At 44.8% G+C, this 23,892-nt stretch carries 23 protein-coding genes; 3 read left to right on the forward strand and 20 right to left on the reverse strand.

Going from position 1 to position 23,892, the window contains the following annotated elements; all coding sequences use genetic code 11:
* Window positions 1–47: 47 nt before the first annotated feature.
* From dprA to D1155_RS03890, 4 genes are all read right to left on the reverse strand, one after another.
* Window positions 48–905, reverse strand: a complete 858-nt coding sequence (gene dprA, locus D1155_RS03875) for a DNA-processing protein DprA (protein WP_160201092.1) — start codon at window positions 903–905, stop codon at window positions 48–50.
* On the reverse strand, window positions 899–2,425 hold the full coding sequence (locus D1155_RS03880) for a YifB family Mg chelatase-like AAA ATPase (RefSeq protein WP_160201093.1): 1,527 nt from the start codon (window positions 2,423–2,425) through the stop codon (window positions 899–901). The genes dprA and D1155_RS03880 overlap by 7 nt, the downstream gene beginning before the upstream one ends.
* A gap of 24 nt (window positions 2,426–2,449) precedes the next feature.
* Window positions 2,450–2,809: a YraN family protein gene (locus tag D1155_RS03885; protein ID WP_251615740.1), complete on the reverse strand. Its 360-nt coding sequence runs from the start codon at window positions 2,807–2,809 to the stop codon at window positions 2,450–2,452.
* Between the two features lie 440 nt (window positions 2,810–3,249).
* Window positions 3,250–4,050 (reverse strand): MerR family transcriptional regulator, encoded by an 801-nt coding sequence (locus tag D1155_RS03890; RefSeq protein ID WP_160201094.1) that lies wholly within the window; start codon window positions 4,048–4,050, stop codon window positions 3,250–3,252.
* 246 nt (window positions 4,051–4,296) lie between these two features.
* Here D1155_RS03890 and D1155_RS03895 point away from each other — a divergent pair, with 246 nt between their 5' ends.
* Entirely contained in the window at window positions 4,297–5,367 is a 1,071-nt protein-coding gene (locus D1155_RS03895) for a branched-chain amino acid aminotransferase (protein ID WP_160201095.1), read from the forward strand.
* Between the two features lies 1 nt (window position 5,368).
* Window positions 5,369–6,565 (forward strand): DUF815 domain-containing protein, encoded by a 1,197-nt coding sequence (locus tag D1155_RS03900; protein WP_160201096.1) that lies wholly within the window; start codon window positions 5,369–5,371, stop codon window positions 6,563–6,565.
* 225 nt (window positions 6,566–6,790) lie between these two features.
* Here D1155_RS03900 and D1155_RS03905 read toward each other — a convergent pair whose 3' ends face one another.
* The 15 genes from D1155_RS03905 to D1155_RS03975 all read right to left on the reverse strand — a co-directional run bounded on the left by D1155_RS03905 (window position 6,791) and on the right by D1155_RS03975 (window position 22,845).
* Window positions 6,791–7,144, reverse strand: a complete 354-nt coding sequence (locus D1155_RS03905) for a hypothetical protein (RefSeq protein WP_160201097.1) — start codon at window positions 7,142–7,144, stop codon at window positions 6,791–6,793.
* Window positions 7,145–7,406: 262 nt separating this feature from the next.
* Window positions 7,407–7,622 (reverse strand): hypothetical protein, encoded by a 216-nt coding sequence (locus D1155_RS03910; RefSeq protein ID WP_160201098.1) that lies wholly within the window; start codon window positions 7,620–7,622, stop codon window positions 7,407–7,409.
* Window positions 7,619–7,849, reverse strand: a complete 231-nt coding sequence (locus D1155_RS03915; protein WP_160201099.1) for a response regulator — start codon at window positions 7,847–7,849, stop codon at window positions 7,619–7,621. Before D1155_RS03915 ends, D1155_RS03910 begins: the two co-directional genes overlap by 4 nt.
* 479 nt (window positions 7,850–8,328) lie before the next feature.
* Window positions 8,329–9,504, reverse strand: a complete 1,176-nt coding sequence (iadA, locus tag D1155_RS03920; RefSeq protein ID WP_160201150.1) for a beta-aspartyl-peptidase — start codon at window positions 9,502–9,504, stop codon at window positions 8,329–8,331.
* A 15-nt stretch (window positions 9,505–9,519) separates the two neighbouring features.
* Entirely contained in the window at window positions 9,520–11,058 is a 1,539-nt protein-coding gene (yfcC, locus tag D1155_RS03925; protein ID WP_160201100.1) for a putative basic amino acid antiporter YfcC, read from the reverse strand.
* 146 nt (window positions 11,059–11,204) lie between these two features.
* Window positions 11,205–12,941: a sigma 54-interacting transcriptional regulator gene (locus tag D1155_RS03930; RefSeq protein WP_160201101.1), complete on the reverse strand. Its 1,737-nt coding sequence runs from the start codon at window positions 12,939–12,941 to the stop codon at window positions 11,205–11,207.
* A 79-nt stretch (window positions 12,942–13,020) separates the two neighbouring features.
* Window positions 13,021–15,573 carry an ABC transporter permease gene (locus D1155_RS03935; RefSeq protein ID WP_160201102.1) on the reverse strand — a complete coding sequence of 851 codons (2,553 nt, stop codon included), beginning with the start codon at window positions 15,571–15,573 and terminating at the stop codon, window positions 13,021–13,023.
* The gene (locus D1155_RS03940) at window positions 15,563–16,243 is read right to left on the reverse strand and encodes an ABC transporter ATP-binding protein (RefSeq protein ID WP_160201103.1); all 681 of its coding nucleotides are present in this window, start codon (window positions 16,241–16,243) and stop codon (window positions 15,563–15,565) included. The genes D1155_RS03935 and D1155_RS03940 overlap by 11 nt, the downstream gene beginning before the upstream one ends.
* Before the next feature lie 123 nt (window positions 16,244–16,366).
* Window positions 16,367–17,212 (reverse strand): HAMP domain-containing sensor histidine kinase, encoded by an 846-nt coding sequence (locus tag D1155_RS03945; RefSeq protein ID WP_160201104.1) that lies wholly within the window; start codon window positions 17,210–17,212, stop codon window positions 16,367–16,369.
* An 8-nt stretch (window positions 17,213–17,220) separates the two neighbouring features.
* Complete coding sequence (locus tag D1155_RS03950) at window positions 17,221–17,889, reverse strand: response regulator transcription factor (protein WP_160201105.1); 669 nt, start codon at window positions 17,887–17,889, stop codon at window positions 17,221–17,223.
* 906 nt (window positions 17,890–18,795) lie between these two features.
* The gene (locus tag D1155_RS03955; protein WP_160201106.1) at window positions 18,796–19,212 is read right to left on the reverse strand and encodes a hypothetical protein; all 417 of its coding nucleotides are present in this window, start codon (window positions 19,210–19,212) and stop codon (window positions 18,796–18,798) included.
* A 44-nt stretch (window positions 19,213–19,256) separates the two neighbouring features.
* A complete protein-coding gene (locus D1155_RS03960; protein WP_160201107.1) occupies window positions 19,257–19,925 on the reverse strand; it encodes a hypothetical protein in 669 nt (222 codons plus the stop codon).
* Between the two features lie 125 nt (window positions 19,926–20,050).
* Window positions 20,051–21,352 carry a GHKL domain-containing protein gene (locus tag D1155_RS03965; RefSeq protein ID WP_160201108.1) on the reverse strand — a complete coding sequence of 434 codons (1,302 nt, stop codon included), beginning with the start codon at window positions 21,350–21,352 and terminating at the stop codon, window positions 20,051–20,053.
* Window positions 21,349–22,050, reverse strand: a complete 702-nt coding sequence (locus tag D1155_RS03970) for a LytTR family DNA-binding domain-containing protein (protein WP_160201109.1) — start codon at window positions 22,048–22,050, stop codon at window positions 21,349–21,351. Before D1155_RS03970 ends, D1155_RS03965 begins: the two co-directional genes overlap by 4 nt.
* A gap of 168 nt (window positions 22,051–22,218) precedes the next feature.
* Complete coding sequence (locus tag D1155_RS03975; protein WP_160201110.1) at window positions 22,219–22,845, reverse strand: aldo/keto reductase; 627 nt, start codon at window positions 22,843–22,845, stop codon at window positions 22,219–22,221.
* A 195-nt stretch (window positions 22,846–23,040) separates the two neighbouring features.
* Between D1155_RS03975 and D1155_RS03980 the strand changes: the two genes are divergently transcribed.
* A complete protein-coding gene (locus D1155_RS03980; RefSeq protein WP_160201111.1) occupies window positions 23,041–23,631 on the forward strand; it encodes a hypothetical protein in 591 nt (196 codons plus the stop codon).
* Between the two features lie 75 nt (window positions 23,632–23,706).
* Here the strand turns inward: D1155_RS03980 and D1155_RS03985 are convergent, their stop codons facing one another.
* Window positions 23,707–23,865, reverse strand: coding sequence for a hypothetical protein (locus tag D1155_RS03985; protein WP_160201112.1), 159 nt, complete (start codon window positions 23,863–23,865; stop codon window positions 23,707–23,709).
* Window positions 23,866–23,892: the final 27 nt, after the last annotated feature.

Raw genomic sequence — 23,892 nt, forward strand, 5'->3', positions numbered from 1 at the left:
CTGCTATTTTGATTTTAACACTACAATGTTACATTGTAGTAGGGATATCAGAATTTTGCAACAAAAACTTTTCCAAGAGAGGAAAAAATTAGACCCTTCATCTCTAGAATAGTGATTATACCACTAATTTCAGAAAGTTTCATGTTGGTTTTGTGATAAATTTGGTCAATTGTGACTTCTCCATCATTTTTTATTACTTCAAAGACTTTTTTCTCCGCATCACCAAGATTCGCCTCAATTGTTTCGTTTATATTGGGCTTAAGCCCCATATCAATAAAAAGATCATCAATAAAAATCAATGGCATTGCGCCATCACGAATCAGTTGATTGGTGCCAAAACTGAAATGGCTGGTAATATTGCCCGGTACCGCATACACACCGCGCCCTTTCTCCACAGCATCTACCGCTGTAATCAGTGCACCGCTTTGATTCCCCGCTTCCACAACCACTACATGCTCACAAAGGCTGCTGATTATGCGGTTACGCACAGGAAAATCATAGGGCTTTGGCTGATAGCCGTGCTCATGGATAGACAGCAGCAGACCCTTTTCTGCAATTTCCTGCTGCAGCTTTCTGTTTTCGGAAGGATAATAGTACTCCGTGCCCCCGCCAACTACAGCAATCGTGTTTCCACCTGCCTCCAAAGCCCCTTTGTGAGCAGCAGTATCAATGCCTCTCGCCAGCCCACTAACTAAAATAACTCCGTTTTCTGCACATTTAGCACCGATGGACTTTGCCACTGTCCTTCCGTACTGAGTGCAGTTTCTGCTGCCCACTACCGCAATGGCTCTTTCTTCCAGTAATTGCAGATTTCCTGCATAGTACAAAGTCTTCATTGCCGGTTCATGATTTTTCAGTTCTTTCGGAAAGAAACTGTCCGTATTCGTTATTTTTCCCTTTACCATTTTCTCTCCCTATATTGCAGCGCTTCTGCTAAATGACTAACATGAATATCCTCACTTTGTTCCAAATCAGCAATGGTTCTTGCCACCCGCTTTACCCGCATTAAAGTTCGAGGATTCAGCGTCAGACTGCTGTATGCCTGTGCAATCATTGCCTGTTCCGCACTTCCCAGAGGACAATATTTTTCTACCATTTTATTTGTCATCTGCTGATTCAGATAAATTCCAGTGCCGCTGTATCTCTCCCTCTGCATTTTTCTTGCTTTTTCAATCTGACTCCTCATCATTTCGGAGCTAAGAACACTTTCTTCTGTCTCACGGTTCAGCTGGTTGTAAGGTACTGGCTGCAGCAGCAGGTGCATATCAATTCGTTCCAGTATTGGACCGGAAAGTTTGCTCCGATACTGATTTATCTCTGCCGGCGTACAGGTGCAGGGGTGGACAGGATCATCGGCATATCCACATTTGCAAGGGTTTGACGCTGCAACCAACATAAACTCTGCTGGATAAGTATACGTAATACCTCTTCTCGTCAACGCTATACATTTCTTCTCCAGAGGCGTACGCAGCGCATCTATGGCATGTCTGTTAAACTCTCCAGCCTCATCTAAAAACAATACTCCGTTATTTGCCAGAGTAATTTCTCCCGGTTTCGGCACATCATGGCCGCCTCCCAACATTCCCGCCACGGTCGTTCCATGAGAAGGTCTCCTAAAAGGTCTTTGCAAAACGCAGGGCATCCCCTCATGAAGAAGCCCTGCAATAGAATAAATCATCGTAGTTTCTAGTATTTCGTCCGGTGTCATCTTCGGCATAATGGTAGGAATCCGCTCTGCCAGCATAGTTTTTCCCGTAGAGGGACTTCCCGTCATTAGAATGCCGTGGCCGCCGGATACCGCCACCGTCAGCGCTCTCTTTGCAGCTTCCTGCCCTTTTACTTCAAAGAAATCCACTTCATAGGGGCTTTCTGCGATGCTTTCCGGCAAATGACCCCACCTACCTGTTAAATCTTTCTTTAGATTAAAAAAATTTACTACATCTTCCAGATTTTCTGCACCATAAATTTGAATTCCCTGTACCAGCATAGCTTCTTCTTCATTGACCTTCGGCACTATAATGTTTTCGAAGCCCGCTTTCTTGGCTGCCATTGCCATAGGCAGAATGCCGCTGATTTTCTGCAGACTACCATCCAGCGAAAGTTCTCCTACGAAACAAAACTTTTCTAAATTACGCGTAAAAACTTGCCCCGACGCCGCCAAAATACCCATTGCCATTGCCAAATCAAAATGGCTGCCCCGTTTTCTGATTCCCGCCGGAGACAAATTGATGGTAATGCGTCCATTAGGGTTTTCCATATCGGAATTGACAATGGCGGAACGAATCCGCTCTCTCGCCTCTTTCACCGATACATCCGGCTGCCCTACAATATACAAATTGGGCAGTCCTCTGCTGATATCCGTTTCTATGATGACCGGCACTGCCGCCACTCCGTTTATTACTGCTGAATTGATTTTTGATAACATTTTATTCCCCTTTCACTTTCCGTGCTAAAAAGCATAGTCAATTTGATTGCAGAAAACCTCTATCACCTGAAAATCTGCGGTCTGCTGCTGTTTCGGATGGCTCTTTAAGTAAAACTCTGCAGTCCTTCGCATCCTGCGTTGTTTCTCCGCGCCCACAGCTTCTGCAGGCATTCCAAAACGCGCCGACCTTCTTGTCTTGACCTCCACAAAGGAAATCTCCCCGTCCTTCTCCGCAATGAGGTCAATTTCCCCCATTCTACAGCGGAAGTTCCGCTCCAAAATTCTGTATCCCTGTAATTCCAGCAGATTTGCAGCAAAATCTTCTCCGATTTTTCCGAGCTCAGTTGTCTTCATGTTTATTTGTTCACTTCCTTCTCTTTCCACTTGCCATTCCTCCTCTTGATTTTTAATTATTTTTACATAATTGGTAATTACTTCTAATATTGATAATTTACTACATATAACTTCTTTTGTCAAGGATTAATATCGCAAGCAGGGACTTTCTGCCTGCCCTTCGCGCGTTCCCCCTTGCGCTCTGCTGTGCATATTTGGAAAGATTATGTCAAAAATATGCATAATCGTGTGCACATTTTTAGGAAAAATGCCTTTTATATGCACATTTACTCCTGTAGAACGAAAAAAGCCGCTGAAAGAACAGTAAAATTGTCCTTCAGCAGCTTTGAATGTGCATATTTTGAAGATTTTTTTAAAAAATATGCATGGCTCTGTGCATATTTTGAGGCTTTTCCGCAAAAATATGTATTTTAAGATTCCAATGCCCGGAGTCGATGCCTGGATGGCAAGCCAGGCTGCAGCGATGTGGTTTATTTCTTTACCGGAAAGTAAATCTCTGTTTCCCATTCCTCCGGCGGCAGCTTATCAAAAGCTGTCTTTCGATAAATTTCAAAAGGCGCGCCGTCAAGAGAATAGCCGGAAGCCTTCAGCCAGCTGTAAACTCTGCCGTAGGCGTCGGGCAGCGCCGCGTAGGGACCTTTATGCACGGTTGCAGCGCAGAGCATAACTGGCAGCACTTTGTCCGCCTTCTCCTCCTCTGCCACAATTACCCCAAGTTCCGTATCATTGCACGCCGGATCAAAGGTTTCATCATGATAAATCGCCATGGTCAATCCCGATGCGGTAATGCCCTCTGCAATGACCCGTTGAAAAAGGCGGGCGTAATGATCGCCGAAGGCCGAAACCGGCATTGTCTCCCGCACTGAAATCAGCGCCATCCTCTCTGACTCTTTTAATATTACTTCATATTGATTTTGATAACTCATCAAATCACCAGTCCTTTCAAACTCCGCCAGATGGCTGTCCATTTCGTGAATGGTGACAGAAAGCCGTTCTACTTCACGAACCAGACGCAGCCTCTGACCCTTTAGCTGTCTGTGCAGTTCCTTTTCGCAGGAAATCTGCAGTAACTCCTGAATTTTCGCAAGAGAAAAGCCGTACCGTTTCAGACGGTCGATCAAAAGCATTCTGCCGATTTGTTCCTCGCTGTAATAACGATACCCTGTGTCCCTATCTACTTCCTGCGCCGAAAGCAGACCGATTTTGTCGTAATAGTGCAGTGTTTTTACCGTGACGCCGCAGGCTTTTGACATCTGTCCAATGGTAAGCACGTCTATCCCTCCTAGAAAAAAATGTCTCGAGACAGCCACCAACAAGGCGACCTACCTATACTATACCCCATGCCCTAAGAGGAGAGTCAAGGAATTTTTGAGTCCAAAGTTCCTCCTCGAAAGCCGGCAAAATATTTGTTATGAAATACAACAAACATGCCTCTAACTTGTTGACAGCGTACAACTTCAGGAGTAAAATATGAGGTAGATTTTTGAAGAATTCTAAACAAAGAGAGGGATAGAAAAATGAAATACGATTTTCCAGTAACCAAGAATCCGAATCCGGGTAAAAAACCTGAATCCAAAGGGCTCAGATTTGGTACAGTTTTTACAGACCACATGTTTATCATGGATTACAATCCTACTGATGGCTGGAACAACGGCCGCATCGTGCCTTACGGTCCGATTGAACTGGACCCGGCAGCTGTCGTGCTCCACTACGGACAGGAAATGTTTGAAGGACTAAAAGCCTATAAAACACCGGAAGGCAGAGTACAGCTGTTCCGTCCTTATATGAACGCAAAGAGAACCAACAGCACCAACGACAGACTCTGCATTCCGCAGATTGACGAAGATCTCTTCGTGGAAGCCATCAAGGCTTTGGTCAAAGTCGATCAGGACTGGATTCCGCAGGGTGAAGGCACTGCCCTTTACATCAGACCGTTCATCTTTGCAGACGAACCATTCCTGGGCGTCAGACGTTCCGAAACTTACAAGTTCATGATTATCCTGAGCCCTGTAGGTCCTTACTTTGAAAACGGACTTGCACCGACCAAGATGTACGTAGAAGACGTTTACGTCAGAGCGGTCAAAGGCGGCACTGGCGAAGCTAAGTGCGGTGGAAACTACGGTGCCAGCCTGAAAGCACAGGAAATCGCCCACGAAAAAGGCTATGAACAGATACTCTGGCTGGACGGTATTGAAAAGAAATACATCGAGGAAATTGGCGCTGCCAACGCCTTCTTTGTCATCGGCGACGAAGTGGTAACCAGCGAGCTCAACGGCTCCATCCTGCCGGGCATCACTAGAAACTCCATCATCGCCCTCTGCAAGAAGAAAGGTATCAAGGTTTCTGAACGAAAGATTTCCATCGACGAGTTGGAAGAAGCCTACAGAGCAGGTCAGCTGAAAGAAATGTTCGCTTCCGGTACAGCAGCTATCGTATCCCCAGTTGGAGAACTCCTTTACAAGGGCGAAAAAATGGTCATCAACAACAACGAAATCGGCCCTGTTGCTCAGGAAATGTACGACACCATCTACGGCATCCAGACCGGCAAGCTGGAAGACTTCATGGACTGGACGGTAGCAGTTGAATAATATGAAAGATTATTTACAGCTTTTAAACAGACAGCTAAATGCCCTCTCTGTTTTTCGGAGTATTCTCGATACCCCAGTGGTTTCGGCACTCCAAGAACTAATATATGCCATCAGCGAAGGCTCTGTGGACACGCAGATTTCTGCCTGCGGAGCCTTTTCAAAGGCTCTTTACGAAGAAGGCGGCATCCTGTCTGATTTTGTGCGCCGTTATATAAGTAACGACGAAAATATTTTTCTGAGGGAAAAACTTTCAGGCCGTGAGATTTGCCCTGCTATGACAGAAAGTATGCAGGCTGATTTAAAGACTTTGCAAAAGTTGGCTGACCTGCCAGCCTCAAAGGTTGCGAAAGTCATTGACTACGACGGATTTCTGCCTCTTTGGGTCACAGAGCCGATAGATTTAGAATCGGAATATGCTGCAATGCTGACAAGTCTTTCCACAAAGGGCTACGGCATTTTCGCAAACTATCGCTCCTTTAAAGTCAAAGACGGCAGGCTGGTTCCTGTAAAACACGCTGATTCTCAGACTATCGACCAGCTTTACGGCTACAGCAGAGAGCGGAATCAAGTGCTGGAAAATACCAAAGCCCTGGCAGAGGGCTGCGGTGCCAGCAACGTACTCCTTTACGGAGACGCCGGCACTGGAAAATCCTCCACGATTAAAGCCTGCGCCAACGCATGTGCTGCTATGGGCGTTCGTCTCATCGAATTTGACAAAACCCAGCTGTCTGAAATCCCTGCCCTTATGGAGCAGCTAGTAGCTAGCCCGCTGAAGTTCATTTTCTATATCGACGACCTTAGCTTTGTGGAGGGCGACGATGCCTTTTCCTGTCTCAAAGGCATCCTGGAAGGCGGCGTGACAGGCAGCTCTGCCAATATCGCTATTTATGCGACCAGCAACCGCAGACATCTGGTGAAGGAATCCATCGAAGCAAGACAAGGCTCCGGTCTTCATTTAAACGATACCCTGCAGGAAACCATGAGCCTTTCCGCTCGCTTTGGGCTGACCATCACTTTCTCCAAACCGGAGAAAGATCTCTATCTGGAAATCGTCGCAAGCCTTGCTAATGAATACGAACTAGAGATGGAAGAAGCCGAACTCTTTAAGAGAGCCGAAGCCTTCGCCATTCGTTCAAACGGCAGAAGCCCAAGAACCGCAAAGCAGTTTGTACAGCTTGCAAAGATTGGGCTGAAATAATGAAAGACAACGAAATAAAGTCGCCAAATGGCGGCTTTATTTCTTGCAGTATGAAATTTCACTTTTGACGATTATCTTTTATTGCGGTGTTTTCTGATTAAATACACAATCAGAGATACTACCGCGCCTACGCCGCATAAAAAAACGACCAGCGTAAGTATTTGTTGAATTAAAGTGATTTGAGTCATGTTCATAAGCTATCCTTTCGATCCTATCAATGATTCATTAAATATGATTTTTTGATAAAATTTGAATATCGCCCCCTGTCAAACCGCCAATCGTATTGGTTATAATATACACAATATCTACTACAACCAAATCAGAATATCCATTGACCGTCTCAAAGTATTGCACCAGTTCTATAAGAACCGACACAATTATTGAAAAAATGTCTGCACTTCTCCACTTATCAAACACCTTCATTTGGGCTGCTAATCCCAAAATAGGTACCGGGGCGAAATTAATCAATCCGGCTCTACTGAAAAATGCAGACAGAATTGGCTTTAAACTGAAATTCAAGTTTACGACGGTATCGTTGATACCAGGAAAATCAATTGGCAAAACTGTAAAACATATCATAACTATAAAGTAAAGCCAAAAGATAAATTTTGAAAAATATGCTCTACCAGAAAATCTGTTTCTTTTTATTGCGACATATATTATAAAATGTGCGAAAAAAAATCAGCAATGCATACTTCAATACAAACACCGCATCAAAAGTTTACACAATGCCTTTCCCCTCCAGATTTTCTAGTGCGAGGAATTCAAGCCATTTTAGCAACATTGTATTTTACCTAATTCGCCATCAAGTGAGGGCTTGCTGCAGAGCTATAAGCTTTTGCTACAGGCTATCGTCCGAGGGCGGTCTTTCACTTTTTTCAAGTTCCTTCAGTAGCTGCTCCAATACTTTCTCCTGCTTATCGTAGCTGTAACCTAGAAAGAAGGCAATTGGCCCAACTGCTGCTGACAAAATAATTATCGGATTCAGAGTTATAAAGCATGCTACGAATATGCATCCTATCGAAACCGCAGGTAATATAAATTTCATCTGTTTCATTTTGACTTTTCCTCCTGCCTGCAAAGACTTTCTTTTACAGTAATACCATCAAGTCCGGGCATTTCAATGTCAAGGAGCAGAATATCAGGATTCCATGACCTGATTTTCTCAGCTTCTGTTATAGAGACAACTTCAGCCGCAGTATCCCGTTTCTCAAAAAAGCTACAGCACAGTTTCTCTAACTGAATTGCATAATCTCTATCATTGTCACATATTAAAACTAACAATTCCTTTGCCCCTTTATATTCTGTATCTTTTTTATTTATACTTTAACATATAATATACTATTCGTCAATCAAACTTTGTTTTCCTATCATGACTAATCCATGAAAGAAAAGGAGAGTTGACAAATATCTATGATTTCTTTATTTTTGTCAATGTTTTATAGGATTTTTATCCGAATTTCTATGAAAACTAGCTGCGTTATTGCCAATATTGACAAAAATCAAAAAAAGTGTCAATCCTGTCAAGGTTTTACGATGAAACATTGACAGGATTGACAGATTCTCGTTTTTCTGTCAACATTGGCAATATTTAAGCCATCTTAGACAAGAATTCAGACTGTTCATTGACAAAATATCGCAACTTGACTTGAATTTGTCAATGTGACACAGAAGAATAATCCTCATGCCTTTGTCGTGATTTTCCGATTGCAATATAAAAGGACTCCACCATATTAGATGAAGTCCTTTTTAAAGTAAATATTTTATTGTCCTTCAAAAGCGCCCTTTACAATAGGTTCGCCTTTCTTTACCATAACCTGTCCCATAGCGATAACCGTGTCGATTTCCAAATCCTTTGTCATCAGACACAGATCAGCATCCATGCCTTCTTCGATGCGGCCTTTCTGCGGCAGGCAAAGCACCTTCGCAGGATTGGAAGTGATTGCCTTGATGGCAATTTCAAGAGGAATTCCTTCCTTTTCCACACATTCTCTGACTTCTTTCAGCAAGCAGCTGGACTGTCCCATACCCATTCCCTGAAATACGCCGTCAGCGCTGAACATAGGCAGACTGCCTTGTCCGTCAGAAGAAATGGTAAAGAGATCACTGCTGACACCTTCGTCCAGCAAACGCTTAATCCCTTTGCTGACGCGCACTTCATCGCAGATAGTTTCCCAGTAATCGATATCTTCATTTCCGGTAAAGTCCACTGCACCGCCCAGTTTTGCATATTCTACAGCTTCTTCAAAGAGCGCCGCGTTGCGGTTTACATGGGTCGGCAGAAATTGCGTCGCAGGAATCTCTGTTTCAGCGATAACCTGATTGATTAAGTCCATACACCGAGGGCTGTCTCCAAGGTGAATGTTGATAATGCCCGCTTTTCCGGACAAAATACCGCCCACGCGAGTGTCAGCACACAGCCGCTTAAACTCGTCTGCTGTCGGCTGAGAAGAACGATGATCAGAAATGGCAATTTCCCCTGTTCCGATGATTTCTTCAATCATCATGATATCATCGATGATGCCGCCGGTCAGGGTGCGAACAGGAACCTGATAACTGCCGGTATAAGCATAGGCTGAGATTCCCTGCTCCCGCAACCCTTTAATCTTTGCAACCAGCGACTTGATATCCCTGCCGATGCCATCAGTGCCCAGGCAGCCCACTACCGTAGTAATACCGTATCTGGTCAGCCCTGACAAAGTCGCCTCCGGCGTTCTGTTGGCAAAGCCGCCTTCACCGCCGCCGCCAAGAACATGAACGTGAGAATCGATAAAGCCCGGCAGCAGCAAAAGTCCTGTGCCGTCTATGACTTCCACCTCTAATTCGGTAGGCAATTCAATATTATCTGCAATTTTGCAGATTTTTCCTCCCGCGAGGAATACGTCTTTTACACCCAGATACTCTGGTGTATATAAGTTTACGCCTTTAATTAATTTCATCATAGTACCTTACTTTTAGAATCCCATTACGCTTGCAATAATCATTGTTGCTACTGCCATCAGGAACAGTATACCTAAGAACTTCCACATGAACTTAATCCATTTAGACCAATCCAATCTTGCGATTGCAAGGGCGCCCATCAGACAACCAGAAGTCGGTACAATCAAGTTAGTCAGTGCATCCCCCAGCTGGAATGCCAAAACGGAAGTCTGACGCGTTACATCCAGCAGGTCCGCAAGCGGCGCCATAATCGGCATGGTCAAAGCCGCCTGACCGGAACCAGATACCACAAAGAAATTGAACACAGACTGGAATATATACATCAATACAGCGGCAACTGTACCAGACAGGCCAACAAAAGCGTCCGAAATCCCATGTAAAATGGTATTCAGTACAGTCGGCGCAGTTGGATCTGAACCGCCCAGTACCAACATAATACCCTGTGCCATACCTACAATAATTGCTGCACCCACCAGGTCAGATGCGCCCTGTTTAAATGCCGCTGCAATATCGTTTAATTTCATGCCGTTCAATTTGAATACAACGCCGATCACGCCTGCAACCAGACCCATAATAAAGAATTGGGATGCAATTTCCGGAATGTAATAGCCGTTTTTCATAACGCCCCATACAACCCAAACCATGCCTGCCACCAGCGTCAGCAATACTAGAATATGACCAATATTGAACTTTTCTACCGAACCGTTTTCTTGATTGGCTTTAAAATCGTCTCTAAAATATGCGTCAGATTCATAAGCGACAGATAAAGTTGGATTCTTTTTAATTTTAGACGCGTAGATCATTGTCATCGCAGCGCCTGCACCAGTAAATACCACCCAGAGAACGATTCTGAATGTTGCGCCGGAGAATACCGGTACACCTGCAATCCCCTGTGCGATGGCAACAGAGAATGGATTCATCCAGGATGTACCAAAGCCGATCTGGGTCGCAACATAAGTAATCAGCACACCTGTTACGCCGTCGTAGCCCATTGCGATGACCATCGGAATCAAAATCATTGCAAACGGAAGTGCTTCTTCACCCATACCGAATACTGCGCCGCCCAAAGAGAACAGGACAAAGAGTACCGGAATCAAAAGTTTTTCTTTTCCGTTGGTTTTCTTGATCATGTTCATGATACCGGATTCAACAGCGCCGGTTTTCAGCACGATACCAAATGCGCCGCCGATAACCAGGATAAATGCAATAATGCCTACGGCAGAACCCCCTTTATCACCGCTAACCAGGCCTTCAAACAGATAGTTGAACAGACCTACGCCGCCGCCAGCTTCAAATAAGCTAATTCCATCCTTCAGCGGATTTCCATTTTCATCAAGTGCATACTGGAAACTACCGTCCTTGATAACGGTACGCGTGCTTTCACTGCCATCTACCATGTAGGTGATGTCCTCGGTCTGGTACATCCCCTGTGGAATCAGATAGGTCATCAGTGCTGCCAGACATACGACAAAGAAAATGATAACGTAAGTGTCGGGAACGCGGAATCCTTTGTTCAAGGAGTTGAGCGTTTCACCCTTTTGCTTTTTTAACATTAGTGTTACCTCCTAATTCAATTTTTCTTAACTCCTATTATACAAGCAAATTTGATGCCAAAAGAAAATCCCCGATTTTTCGAGGATTTTTTGTAGATTTTATGAAAGTTGCGGACAATTTTGGTCGTTGTATGGAATATTTTGGCTTATTTCGGATGATTTCGTGCTAAAAAATCCCACCCTTTCTCTGTCAAATAAACGCCATATCGTCCAGCGGCAGACTCCACCAGACCCATCGACTGAAACTGCTGCAGTTCCTGCCTGATCCGATATTCACTGACGGACTTCCCTTGCGCCTTCAAGTGCTGAAAAATCCCTGTCCGTCCCGGAATCCCGTTGTTTTCACTGATTTCCCGAATCGCAGCCAAAATGCATCGCTGTGTGCCGGTGCAGAGACAGTTGGAGAATGTTTCTGCCTGCGCAGCAGTTGGAGACGGTTCTTCATCCGGCGGCAAATCTTTCGGCAAAATCGTGTCGCCATCGCATACCGCAAAGGCATATTTCATCGTGTTAAGCAGTTCACGAATGTTGCCCGGCCAGTCACGTTCCAGCAGAAGCGCTATCACCTCCGGAGAAATGGTCTTAGATCCATCAAAGCGGGTCTTTAGCCAGTGTTCCAACAACAGCGGAATATCTTCTTTTCGATCCGCAAGAGCCGGAAGATGAAGATACCCCTCCTTCAATCGGTAATACAAATCCTGCCGAAAGCGCTTTTCCACAATCATCTGCTTCAGACTGCGATTGGTCGCCGCAATGATCCGCACATCAATGGGGATGATTTTATTGCCGCCCACCCGCATAATCTCACGCTCCTGAATGACCCGCAGCAGTTTTGCCTGCAGCGCCGGCGAGGCGTCTCCAATTTCATCCAGAAAAATCGTACCGCCGTCTGCCTGCTGGAACAAGCCAATCTTACCACCTTTTTTCGCACCGGTGAAAGCCCCTTCTTCATAACCGAACAATTCAGATTCAACCAGCGTATCAGGCAGCGCCGAAAAGTTAATCGCTACAAAAGGATCTTTGCTGCGCGCTGAAGCCTGATGAATCGCGCTGGCGAACAGTTCCTTGCCCGTGCCATTTTCCCCTTCCAGCAAGACAGTTAAGTCCGAAGCGGAAATTTTTCTGGCAAGGTTCTTTGCATGCAAGATCCTCGGTGAGGCGCCGATGATATCATCAAAATGATACTTGGCAAAATGACCGTTTCCGGCAAGCTGCATTCTTGCAGCTTTTGTCACCCTGCTGGTCTCATAAGCAACATCGGAAATACGTGCCGCCGTATCCAAAAGACTTTGAATAAATGTGTCGGTATAATCGTAAATTTCGGTTTCCAACACACCGTAATGCGCCATAATACGAACGACGGTAGAAGGATCAAAGAGCCGCGTGCCGATATTGTAAACTACCTTCATTCCTGCAGGAATCTGATCCGGATCTCCCGGCGTGATAGCAATCCGCACACCTTTCGGCACATCGCAGCCCGGATAAAAAGGAATTAGCTGTAGAAAATCAAATCCGATTCGCTGCAGATTACCAATGCTGTCAACTGCACTAATCTCAGAATCAGTGACTAACAAAATCTTCTGATCGCGAGGCAGGGTCAGAATCTTATCAATATTGGAATTGATAACGGTCCGCGTGCCGACAATATGGCTTTTTATCAACGGACGCCCTCCCTGATGCAGAAATTCTTCATAAACCTCTTCACTGGAGAAAACGGTAAAATAAGTGCCGTCAAGCTGCGGATTTTTTTCTTCGACTATATACGGAACGATGGCAACATCTTCCGGAAGAAAGCCGGAAAGCTGCTTTGCCAAACTCTTTTGGGTAAACCTACTGCCAGTCACAAGCAGCAGCGCACGTGTTCTATCACTTTGTCGATCCATGGCACCTTCCTTTCTGTACAGTACACTACAGATTCAGTATAGCATAGAAGATACCTTGATACAATGTATAATTTCTTGATTACGTATACATCCGCAGCCGCTCTATAACGCTGTCCCGCACCGTCTTTTTCTGCAGTACCAGCGGAATCACAATGCAAATGGCAAAGAGAAACATCACGCCGCACAAAAGCGCTGCCCACGGATAGGAAAAGGTAAAATACGCAATACGCTGGTTCACCAGCTGCCGCATTCCATAGAGCACGCCGCTGCCGACTGTCAGCGTCAGACCTGTCACAATCAGACTATAAAAGATCCCTTCTAACACAATACTTTTCCGAAGCTGCTTTCGTGTCATCCCCAGACTTTCCATGACGGCAAACTCTTTCCGCCGTGCCGTAAGCCCTGTCAGCGTCACATTGATATAGTTCAGAAGTCCCATGGACAGAAGCACCAGACATATTCCACCCATAATCACTCTGCTGGAACCGATATAGTCCCTTGCTGCCGTAAGCAGATCCGATTTGGCGGTAATCTCTAAAATCCCCTGCTCATACTGCAAATCTGCAGGGTGCAGCTTCTTTTGCGCCCGATTATAAGCAGAAACCATGCGCTCCGCCTGGGCTTTTACAAGAGGCTCCGATGCCGGTTCCACGTTGAAGTCCAGCCGGAAAATCCGTTCCGGAAGTCCCATCCGCGCAAACCCCTCTTCACTGACCAGAAAATAGAGGATGCTAGGTCCATTCCAAGTCGTCATCATGTTCGGAAAACCCTTTGCGGTAAAGTCCAGATAACCGCTGCATTCCATCTGAATCTTCCGATCTTTCGCCAGGCTAAAAAGCTGCACCGGCTGTCCTACCGCCTCCTTGCTTTTCTCTTCCATCGCCTGCGATAAATTATGGTAATGCAGCACGATAAAGCCTTTCCCCGCGCGCACTGCATCCATGTCGACCATCTCCGACAATCCCTTTTCCGCTACATACATCGCAAGTTCTTCCAGCACATCATCATGGAGCGTCTGCACCACAAAGGGCAGAAATGTCTCATGTTCAAGTTTCCAGGAGGCAAGACGCATGGATAAAGCGGTTTCACTGCTCTTCACCCTGCCAAAACCGCCGTCGACCGTCTCCGCCTCTGTCACACCGGGTAAGTCGAGTAACCTTTGAGCAAAATCAGGGTCAAAATGGATCTCATCATCGGTGTAATCCTCCGCCGTCATGGCAGAAGCTCCGCACATAATACTGAAATCCTGATTATCATACTCAATCTGCGCTGTCTGATCAAGTCCTGTCGAAAGCACGACTACGCTTAAAAAGACTGTCATAGAAAGGGTCAGGGAAATGATCGCAATCACAAATCGTTTTCTATAGAGAAACAAATTTCTGCATGCCAGAAGCGCCAGACTGAAGCGCTGATTCCCTGGCTTCTGTTTCTTTTTGCGGCTTGCAGAAAGTCCTACAAATTTTACCGCCTCAATCGGCTGCATGCCTATGACTTTCATCATGGCAAGGGATGTTGCCGCAAAAGTGACAAAGACGCCAAATCCCACTGCAAATACCAAAATCCACGGTTTGAACGCAATCATAGCCGATGCGCTGCCAAACTCATGCAAATACAGATTTTCGAGGAGTTTTGGCACGATAAAAACTGTCATTGCCATACCTGCTGCCATTCCCAGCAGGCAGCCTTTGCACACAATCCTGCCTGTTTGTCTGTATACAATCCGTGCCAGTTGTCCGTTGGTCGTCCCCAGTGTCTTTAAAAGACCATACTGCCGCACATGCTCCACCATAGAAATGCTCATAATATTATAAAGAAGCAGCCAGGCGCCTGCAAAGATGACGATGGCCAGAATCACCGCAACGTCAAAACCGCCGGCAAATTCATAGATTGCGCTGTAGGTCAGCGCATTTCCGCCGAAAAACTGCTGTGTGTCATCGGTCATTTCCACGTCCTGATACAATCTGTCCTCTGTCGCCTCTCCATCCAAACTATCCTGCTGCTTGATCAAAAGCGTGGTATACTTCTGCGACGCCAGATGTTCCTTTTCTAAAAACCGTTCTGAAAAGAACCCATAGGGAGGCGCTTTTGCTGCTTCCACATATTCTGTATAATATCCGGAAAGCCGAAAGGTCTGCTGCAGCCTTTGTCCTCCTGTGGTCTGCATCGTTACATCAATTTCCATGCCGAGGTGAGGCTTTGCAATCCCCAAATCAGAAAGCGCCCGCATCGGCAGCATCACTTCATCTGCTTCTTTCGGATATACGCCGTGTATATCACTGTAAGCCGGCGCCTGCATGTTTTCGTAAGCCGTTTCGTCCAGAACCAGACAGGAAAACGCCTCCGCTTCGCCGATATAGACTTCTTTTCCTACGGCTTTAATATAGTCCAGATTTTCTATGACCGCAATCTGTTCTTCTGTGGCGCGCTCCAGCGTCGTCGACGCAGTCGTTCCCATCATTCTCGCGTAAAGCAGGCAGTCCGCCTCCAGTTTTCCTGCGGACAGGCTGAACACAGAAAAAATCAGAAGGACGACAAAGGCAACTGCGCAGGTGAGCACTCTGTTTCGGTTCAGATTTGCCTGATACAGTCTTCGTGACAAAAGACGCAGCACTTCTCTATTGTTATTCCGCATCACTGCCTCCTCTTACTTTTCCATCCTCAATCCGAATCATCCGATCTGCCATCTGCGCAATTTCCTCGTTATGGGTCACAATCACCATCGTCTGCCCAAAGCGCGCGGCACTTGCTTTTAGCAGTCCGATGACTTCCAGGCCGGTTCTGGAATCCAGATTTCCCGTAGGCTCGTCCGCAAGAATGACCGCAGGTTTGGTCATTAACGCTCTTGCAATGGCTACTCTCTGCTTCTGACCGCCTGAAAGGGTTTCCGGCATATTGCAGAGTTTATCTTCTATGCCAAGCACTTCTACTACCTGCGCGAAGAACGCTGCGTCCAGTCCTGCACCGTCCAGCTTTAAAGGCAATGTAATATTTTCTTCCACGCTCAAAATCGGCAGCAGATTATAGTTCTGAAATACAAATCCGATATTTCTTCTGCGAAATACGGTCCGTTCTTCCTGGGTCAATTGTTCCAGATTTCTGTTTCTAATTGTGACGCTGCCCGCTGTCGGCTGATCCAGACCGCCCAGCATATTGAGCAGCGTGGTCTTTCCACTGCCGGACGAACCGATGATTGCCGCAAACTCCCCTTCTTCTATGGAAATACTTACTCCATCCAGCGCTCGCACCGCGCCAGACGGTACTGCGTAAATTTTTTGCAGATTCTCTGTTTTGACAACTTCCATCTAAACACCTTCCTTTCTGCCTTTATCCTACCAAATAGTATTTACAATTTCCTTACAAAAAGAAAAACTGTCCCTGCAAAATTACACCCTGTGTATTTTGCCGCACAGTTTTCTCCTGTCTTATCATCGCGCAGGCAGAAAAATCGATACTTTCAGCCCCTGCTTCTGCCTTTTTACTTTCATAAATCCGTCATGCTGGCTGATGATTTCCCTCGCCAAATAAAGTCCGATGCCAAATCCTTCCTCCACCGTCACGCGTTTTCCTCGATAAAACCGCTGAAAGATCAGATTTTCTTCTCCTTCTTCTATGCCAATGCCGTCATCCTGTACGGAAATTTCCGTAAACATGGCATTCTTTTCTGCTTTGATCAGAATCCTTCCGCCATCCTGCATGTATTTCACACTGTTATCCAAAAGATTTACCACTGCTTCTCCCAGCCAGTTCGCGTCGTGGGGCACAGATAAACGCGGTTCCATGGAAAGCTGCACATCAATGTGCTTTTCCAGCGCCTGCTGACGTATCTGCAAAATGCAGGAAAGCAATGTTTCGTGCAAGCTGCAGGATTCTTTTCGGATTTGTATGACACGGCTTTCCAGCCTCGCCATTTTTATAAAACTCTCTGTTAAAAACCGAATTCTCTGCTCTGCGGCCATGACAGCCTGAAAGTAAGCCGCCTGCTCTTGCGCCGAAAGGTTTTCCGAAGAAAGAAGTTCCAGATAGCTTTCCATATTCGCAAGGGGATTGCGCAGCTGATGGGCAATTTCACTGATCAGCTCCTTCAGTCCATCTCGTTCTCTGCACACTTGCTGCTTGCTCTCCCAGATCTGATCGGAAAGCCTGACTAACTGATGAGAAATCTTCGACGGCAGCGTATCTGAAATACAATCCGCGAGTTCCAGCCTCTTGCCGTGATTTATGGTTTCTAGCGCTTCGGATAGTTCCTCCAGCGCTTTTTTTGTATTTCGCATCGCACTTCCTACTTTCCAAAAGTATAACCCATTCCAAACACATTCCTGATGAAAATCGGTTCCTCCAGATTGGGTTCGATTTTCTTTCTCAGCCTGCTCAGCGTCACATTTACGGTATTTTCCTCTACAAAAGCGCCGTCCGCATCCCAGACCTGTTCCAGCATCATTTCTCTGGTAACGACTCTGCCCCGGTTTTTTACAAGAAGCTCCAGCACTTTATATTCCTTGGCAGTCAAATTGATGGCTTCACCCCGATAGGTTACCGACTTTCTGTCAAAGTCCATTGCAAGTTCCAGATAGGAAAATCGCTGATTCTGACCGCTGCTCCTGCGCAGGATCGCCTCCACATGTTTCAAAAGCACCGCCATGGGAAACGGTTTGACAAGATAATCGTCCGCGCCAAGATCAAAAGCCCGAATCATATCACTTTCATCATCTCTTGCCGTCAAAAACATCACCGGCGTCTGCCCGGATTCTCGAATACGCCTGCAAAGTGTAAAACCATCGCCTGCAGGCAGATTCACATCCACAATGAATAAATCCGGCTGCTTGTCAATCAGCGCCGTTCCTTCCCCGTAGGAATGCGCCCTGTCTACCGCATAATCTGCTTTTTTCAATGTCTGATACAACGCCTCGTTGAACAGCCTGTCATCCTCCACAATGGCAATCCGCTTCATCCTTGACTCCTTTCGTACCCATTCGTTTCTATTGTAGCAAAGAAATCCGAAAAGGGAAATACTTTTCTTGGGGCATGAAACAGCAAAGACACGAAGCTGGATTTTTGTTCCGAAATTCATACTCTGACCGTTTGGGCAATAAATCGCCGTCATACGGTCAGACTTGAAAATCCTGTTGAGGCATTTCTGACCGTAAAAGGCTAAATTTGAACGAATACAGTCAAAAAAATAAACTCACTGACTTTCAATACTGTGAATTTATATCTTCAATTCCATTATATTATAGTTTCTTCCAAAATGATGAGGAAAAACTTTTGAGAATTCCCTTTGAACAAGGGAATTTATAACCGCAATTGTTCGAAAAAGAGATTTGCGGTCATTTTCGGCCTGTCACACGTTTTAAAGATGACCGCAAGATAGCATTTTTGCTACAATACAGTCAGATTTGTCGTCACGAAAGAAATTCAAATATTTTCACGTGTTTAGACTACCCTTTTATTTACGACGTTTCCGAATGAAATATACGATTAACGACACAGTGACGCCTATTCCACATAAAAAAACTAATAATGTCAGCATCTGCTGAATTAAAGTAAATTAAGTCATGTTCACATGTTCACCTCATATAAGCAGGGATTATATGGAGTTATACTCCTCAATTCGGTAATAAACATCATGACAACCAACACCCCCCGTATATCAAACCCATAATAACCGCAGGAAGTCGTTGTCTTTTAAGTGAATCTAAGTATAGGTTCATTTGTTTTCTCTCCTTTCAAAAGGATAAAGAAAGACTGCAAGCGCAGTCTTCCTTCATGTCATCTTAGTTGCTTCTCCATGTACCTTCTGCCTGCGTGTCTACAAGCGTTGTTACATCATTATGCCACGTAGAACAATAAGCCATATTCATTTTTTTTCCTTTTCAAGTAGTGTGCAATAATCCCAAAATACTGAAGTATTATTTTCTATATCATACTGAGATACACCTTGAAATAGTCGCAATTCTTTATATAATTCTTGAGATGAGCATTCAATATAACCAGTTTTTTTTTCAATTATAATCCTTATAAGTTCCTCTTTTTCTAAAGCTCCAGATAGAATCGCTTTCTTATAATAATTCTCACTTTTTGTATTTCTTATTATATCGAAAATCAATATATCAAGTTCATCATATTTTAAAAACTTATTTTTATTTAATTCACATTTTATAATATTATTTATAATAATATTAAATCTTGAATCACTTAATTTCTCCGGTTCAATCATAGTAACATCAAATTTATTATTTAAAAAACTCGTTATATCTGATAATTTTTTAATCAAATTACACTTCACCCCTTATTTTCATGCGACAAATCTATTTATATTTATTTAATAGGTTTCTGTCCAACAGGATCTCCTGCACTAATCCAACCATAACCCATAATATATGCTTGATAAGTTCCCACATCTACTCTAACTGCTTTGACTGATGTTGCAAGCTTTACTTCTTTCAATCGAACATGAGCCTCTTTAGCTGCCATAAAGTTTCTAGTACCTGGAGAAAATGTCGGTACTAACTGTTTTCGATTCAAAAGATTTGTATTCCAAATTTCAAAGTTCGTAATCTTCACAGCATTTGCAGGATCATCACCTGTATACTGCACATAAACTTCAACCTTTGTTGTATCTCCTGATCTAATAAACACAGGCTCTAGTCTTGCGGAACGAAATATCCCTGCAACATCAATTGAAATATTTGGAGTATATTGGCTATCAAATGCTTCCCGATTGCTTCCATAGACCGGTATTTCTTCAGAAACACTAACTACTTCATTTGCGAATGTAGTAGAAGAACAAATGAACATGCATATAATTAAACTTATAGTTGCTAAAAATAATTTTTTTGATAATGATTTTTTCTTCATTACTCTATCCTTTCCAATCAAAATACAATTTCCATCTTGATTTTCTCCTAATCTTGCGCTAACTTCTTTATTTTCCGCCCAGCAGCTTTTCAGCCACTCCCACCAATTGGAATCAAGATATTCTGGCATACACTCACCTCCCGCAAACCTATTTGCTAACACCTTCTAGGTTCACTCTATCATAGGTCTGCGCAGGTTCCAATTTAAATGTTGCAGGTGGTTGCTTTTTTGATGTAGGTGGTCGTTTACTTTCCTTAAATTTCTATTTTTGTCGTAACCTGTCCTTCTTCATCATACTCCCAGGTCAATGTTCCGTCATATTTTTCTACTACCTGCTGCATATTCTGTGTGCCAATTCCATGATTTTCCTTGTCCTGTTTACTGGTTAAAAGCTGTCCGTCCTGCACCCTGGGCGCTTCCATGGCTGAATTTCTAATTTCCAGGAACAACATCTTTTTATAGGATTTGATCAAAACAAATACTTCTCGTTTTTCTGCACATCTTTCAGCCGCTTCACAGGCATTTTTCAGTCCATTGGAAAGGAGCATCGCAAGGTCTGCGTCACTGATTCGCATCTGTGCAGGAAATCTTCCCGCCACAAAAAAGTCTACAGCCGCCTCTTCTGCCCATGCCGCCTGGGCATTCACAATGGCGTCTGCCACCAGATTTCCAGTGGCTATGTAATCAAAATCTCTGGCTTTCTGTTCTAAATCTTCTGTATATCTGCGAAGCTGGGTCAAATCTCCCTCGTCGATCAACGCCCGCAGTGCCAGCAAGTAGGCTTTCTGATCATGTCGAAAGCTTAGCAACTTCTTGTTTTTTACTGTGATTTCCTCGTACTGTGCCGCCTGCTGTTCGATGCACCTCTGTTTAAATTGATCGTCTTCTTTTAACTTCTTCCTCTGCTCGTAGAGCACGTTAAGCAATACACCAAAGGCAAGCATCCCGATGCCCAGCACACACACGGCAAGCTGCATCGCCACTTTATACCGATAAATCATACCGTTATCCATCGCTATTCCACTGGCAACCCCAATTACAACACCTGAAGAAAAAATCCACACTGCATAATAGAGCACTTGTTTCCAGCCGAACTGCTTCAGATAATGCTGCAGTACTGGCTTCGTATATTTGGATATAGCCGCTGTCACACCCAGTATCACGATGCAAGTTGTCATTCCGCAAATTGCATCAAGAGCAACCTCCCGCTCGCTTTCCAGCACCATCCCCGCGTACCAGAACATTGCGATTACGCTCTGCACCAGCGCTTCTGCGGTCATCAGAGCAAAATGCAGCAGAAACGTAACCTCTGCTAAAACTCGCTTTTTTTCCGCAAAACAAATGACAGCAAACATCATCTGCACAAACAGCGATACAAAAATCCGATTTGACGGATCGGAAAGCAAAAGCGTCACCACCGCGCCAGTCAGCACCAGAACCGCACCCAATAACAAAGCGCTCCTGCGCATGGAAAAAGAGAATCCAAATATGCCGCACAGAACGGCTGCCAAACGCAAGATATCAATGAAATACACCCCTGTATAAAGTACATTCATACCAGCTTCGCCATCCTTTTACAATAGTTTCGATAAGATTCCTTGCACGCCGCTTTTCTGCGTCTGCTGATATGCAGCACACCCAAGCTGTGCTCCAAAATAGCACCCTCATCGTTTATTTCCTCTATATAGGCGCAATTGATCAGATGCCGGTCACTGACTCTGAGAAAGTCAGTCTCCTGCAGCGTTTCCTCCCATGCAGACAAGCTTTTTCTCTGATTAGAAACATGTTCACCTGATGCCAGATGCACATCGGTGTAAACGCCAGCTACCGCAATATAGGCGATATCCGCGCTGCTGACAGTATTTCCTCCTTCCAATTCTATCCCGATGTCTCTGGGCAGCAATCGGATTGCAGTTTCCAGAGATTCTTCTATTTCAAACTGCCGCGCCGGCTTGGCAATAAAGCTAATCACATTCCGTCCAAAAGCCTGCGGCATCATTTCCGTGTGACTGGACACAAAGATAATGAGAGGCTTTCCATCTGACTGGCAAAGCATATCCTTTGCTGTAATCCCGGAAATACCGGGCATTTCAATATCCAAAAGTAGAATATCCGGATCATGCTGTATAATTTTTTCTGCGGTATATTCCGTCAGAATTTCCGCTTCTATCCCGGAGCGTGTTAAAAAATCCATGCACTGCACTGCAAGTGCCTGCGCGCAATCCCTTTCATCCTCACAAATTAAAATCTTCATATCCTGTTCCTAATCAATCCATGCTATTTCTGTTTTATTATATTTTATCATGCTAGATATTGTAATTCAATCATTTTCAAAATATAACAAACAAGCTCCCTCATCTTGAAGGAACTTGTTATCGTAATATCCATATATTGCATCACAGCGTACGGATCTGCCGCGGATTTATTGTTGTTCCACAATCTTCTTCATCACACCGGGAATATCGATTTTCTGCGGACACCGGGAAAGGCACGCGCCGCAGGAAAGGCACGCCGAAGCGCCTTTCGTCTCTGTCAGCATACCGATTTTCCAGGTAGAACCGGTAATATTCTGCTCATTGTATCCTTTGATCAGCAGCGGAATCTCAAGTCCTGCCGGGCAGATGCCACAGCAATACCGGCAGCCGGAACACGGCACACCCATAGTTTTGAGAAAGGCGCCCGCCGCCATTTGTAATGTCTTCCTCTCCGCGGCGCTCAACGGCTTTGGCGCATCAAACAGCGCTGCATTTTCGATGACCTGAGATACATCCGACATGCCAGAAAACACGGTCTGTACGCCCGAAAGTCCCAGCAGAAAACTTTCCCGCGGATATTTTGCAAGAGCCTCCCCCAGAAACCTTTCTGAATCACCGTCCTGATAAGACCAGGCAGTGTCAAAGACATTGATGCCCTGCTGCATCGCCGCGTCTACCACCTTCTGTCCCGCCGCCCTATCAATCCTGTTTGGATCGCCGTCTACCGTCGGAAATCTGAGGCCCCCAAGTCCAAGGGTAGAAATCTTTTTTCCATAAAAATCCTGATACTGCATCCGTCATCTCACCTTTCTTTATTCTCTTACCCATTGTACCCCTTGCAGGCTGCAATAGCAAATACGCATCAAGTATACCTTCCATGCCCAAAAGGCATGAATTGTTCTTAAGAAAAAATTAAGAGGTTCCTCTGGTTTTTCTTCCGTCTTTCCTGCTATGATTCTTTTAACAAGAAAAATACGAGGTGAATTGAAATGAAAAAGAATCTGTTATTCATAACTGCACTGATACTAATACTTGCGATTGCCTGCACCGGCTGCAGCAAAGCTTCCCCCGGCAGCACACACGATAAGAAGCCTTCAGAAAACACCAAGAACAGCAATGTCCTGCATCAGCAAAGCCAGCTAAAAGAATCCAAAGAACTCTCTCTTTCCGAAGATGGAAGCCTCACAGTGGAAATCGATACACTGGCAAAACCTGACAGCATTGCGCCTGAAGATAAACCTATTTTTCTTGCCGTCAAAGTAAAGGAAGATGCCGATATCGCCCTGCGCTACACCTATGATACCTATGGAAAAGAGGGCGTCATGCTCTGCTGCGACGTCAACGATAGCGATGAAAATGAAGTTCTGCTGAAACCCATCTATACCATGCGCCTAGCACAGTCTTCTGAGGAAAATTACGGAGAAATCTGGCTCGGTGGCGGTACATTTTTGAAAAAAGGCACTAATCTGTTTTATTTAAGCGCAGGCGATCAGACCCTGCCCTGCCGCATAATTCTAAAACTTACCTTTTTTGATCCAGACAAGGTAGAAAGCATCACGCTGTATCCTGCCGAGAGTTAAAACTTTTCCACTGCAAAACCGCCGCGGTCACCCGCGGCGGTTTTGGTCTACTTAGAAGGTATTGCTTTATCTCACTCATACAGTATAGGACCATTCATCAAAGATCCTTTTCTCTACATCCTCATTTCCATGTGACATCAGCCACAGCAAAACTGCAACCTCTTTGTCCCGCCCCTCCAGGGGCTTATCCCTCTTACTATCCTGTCGTTTCTTATGTTTTCTCTTGTTTACCATGTTCTCCTCCTGATAAAATTTCTAATT

The organism is Anaerotruncus sp. 80 (assembly GCF_009936115.1).
GTDB classification, from domain to species: Bacteria; Bacillota; Clostridia; order Peptostreptococcales; family Anaerovoracaceae; genus Senimuribacter; species Senimuribacter intestinalis.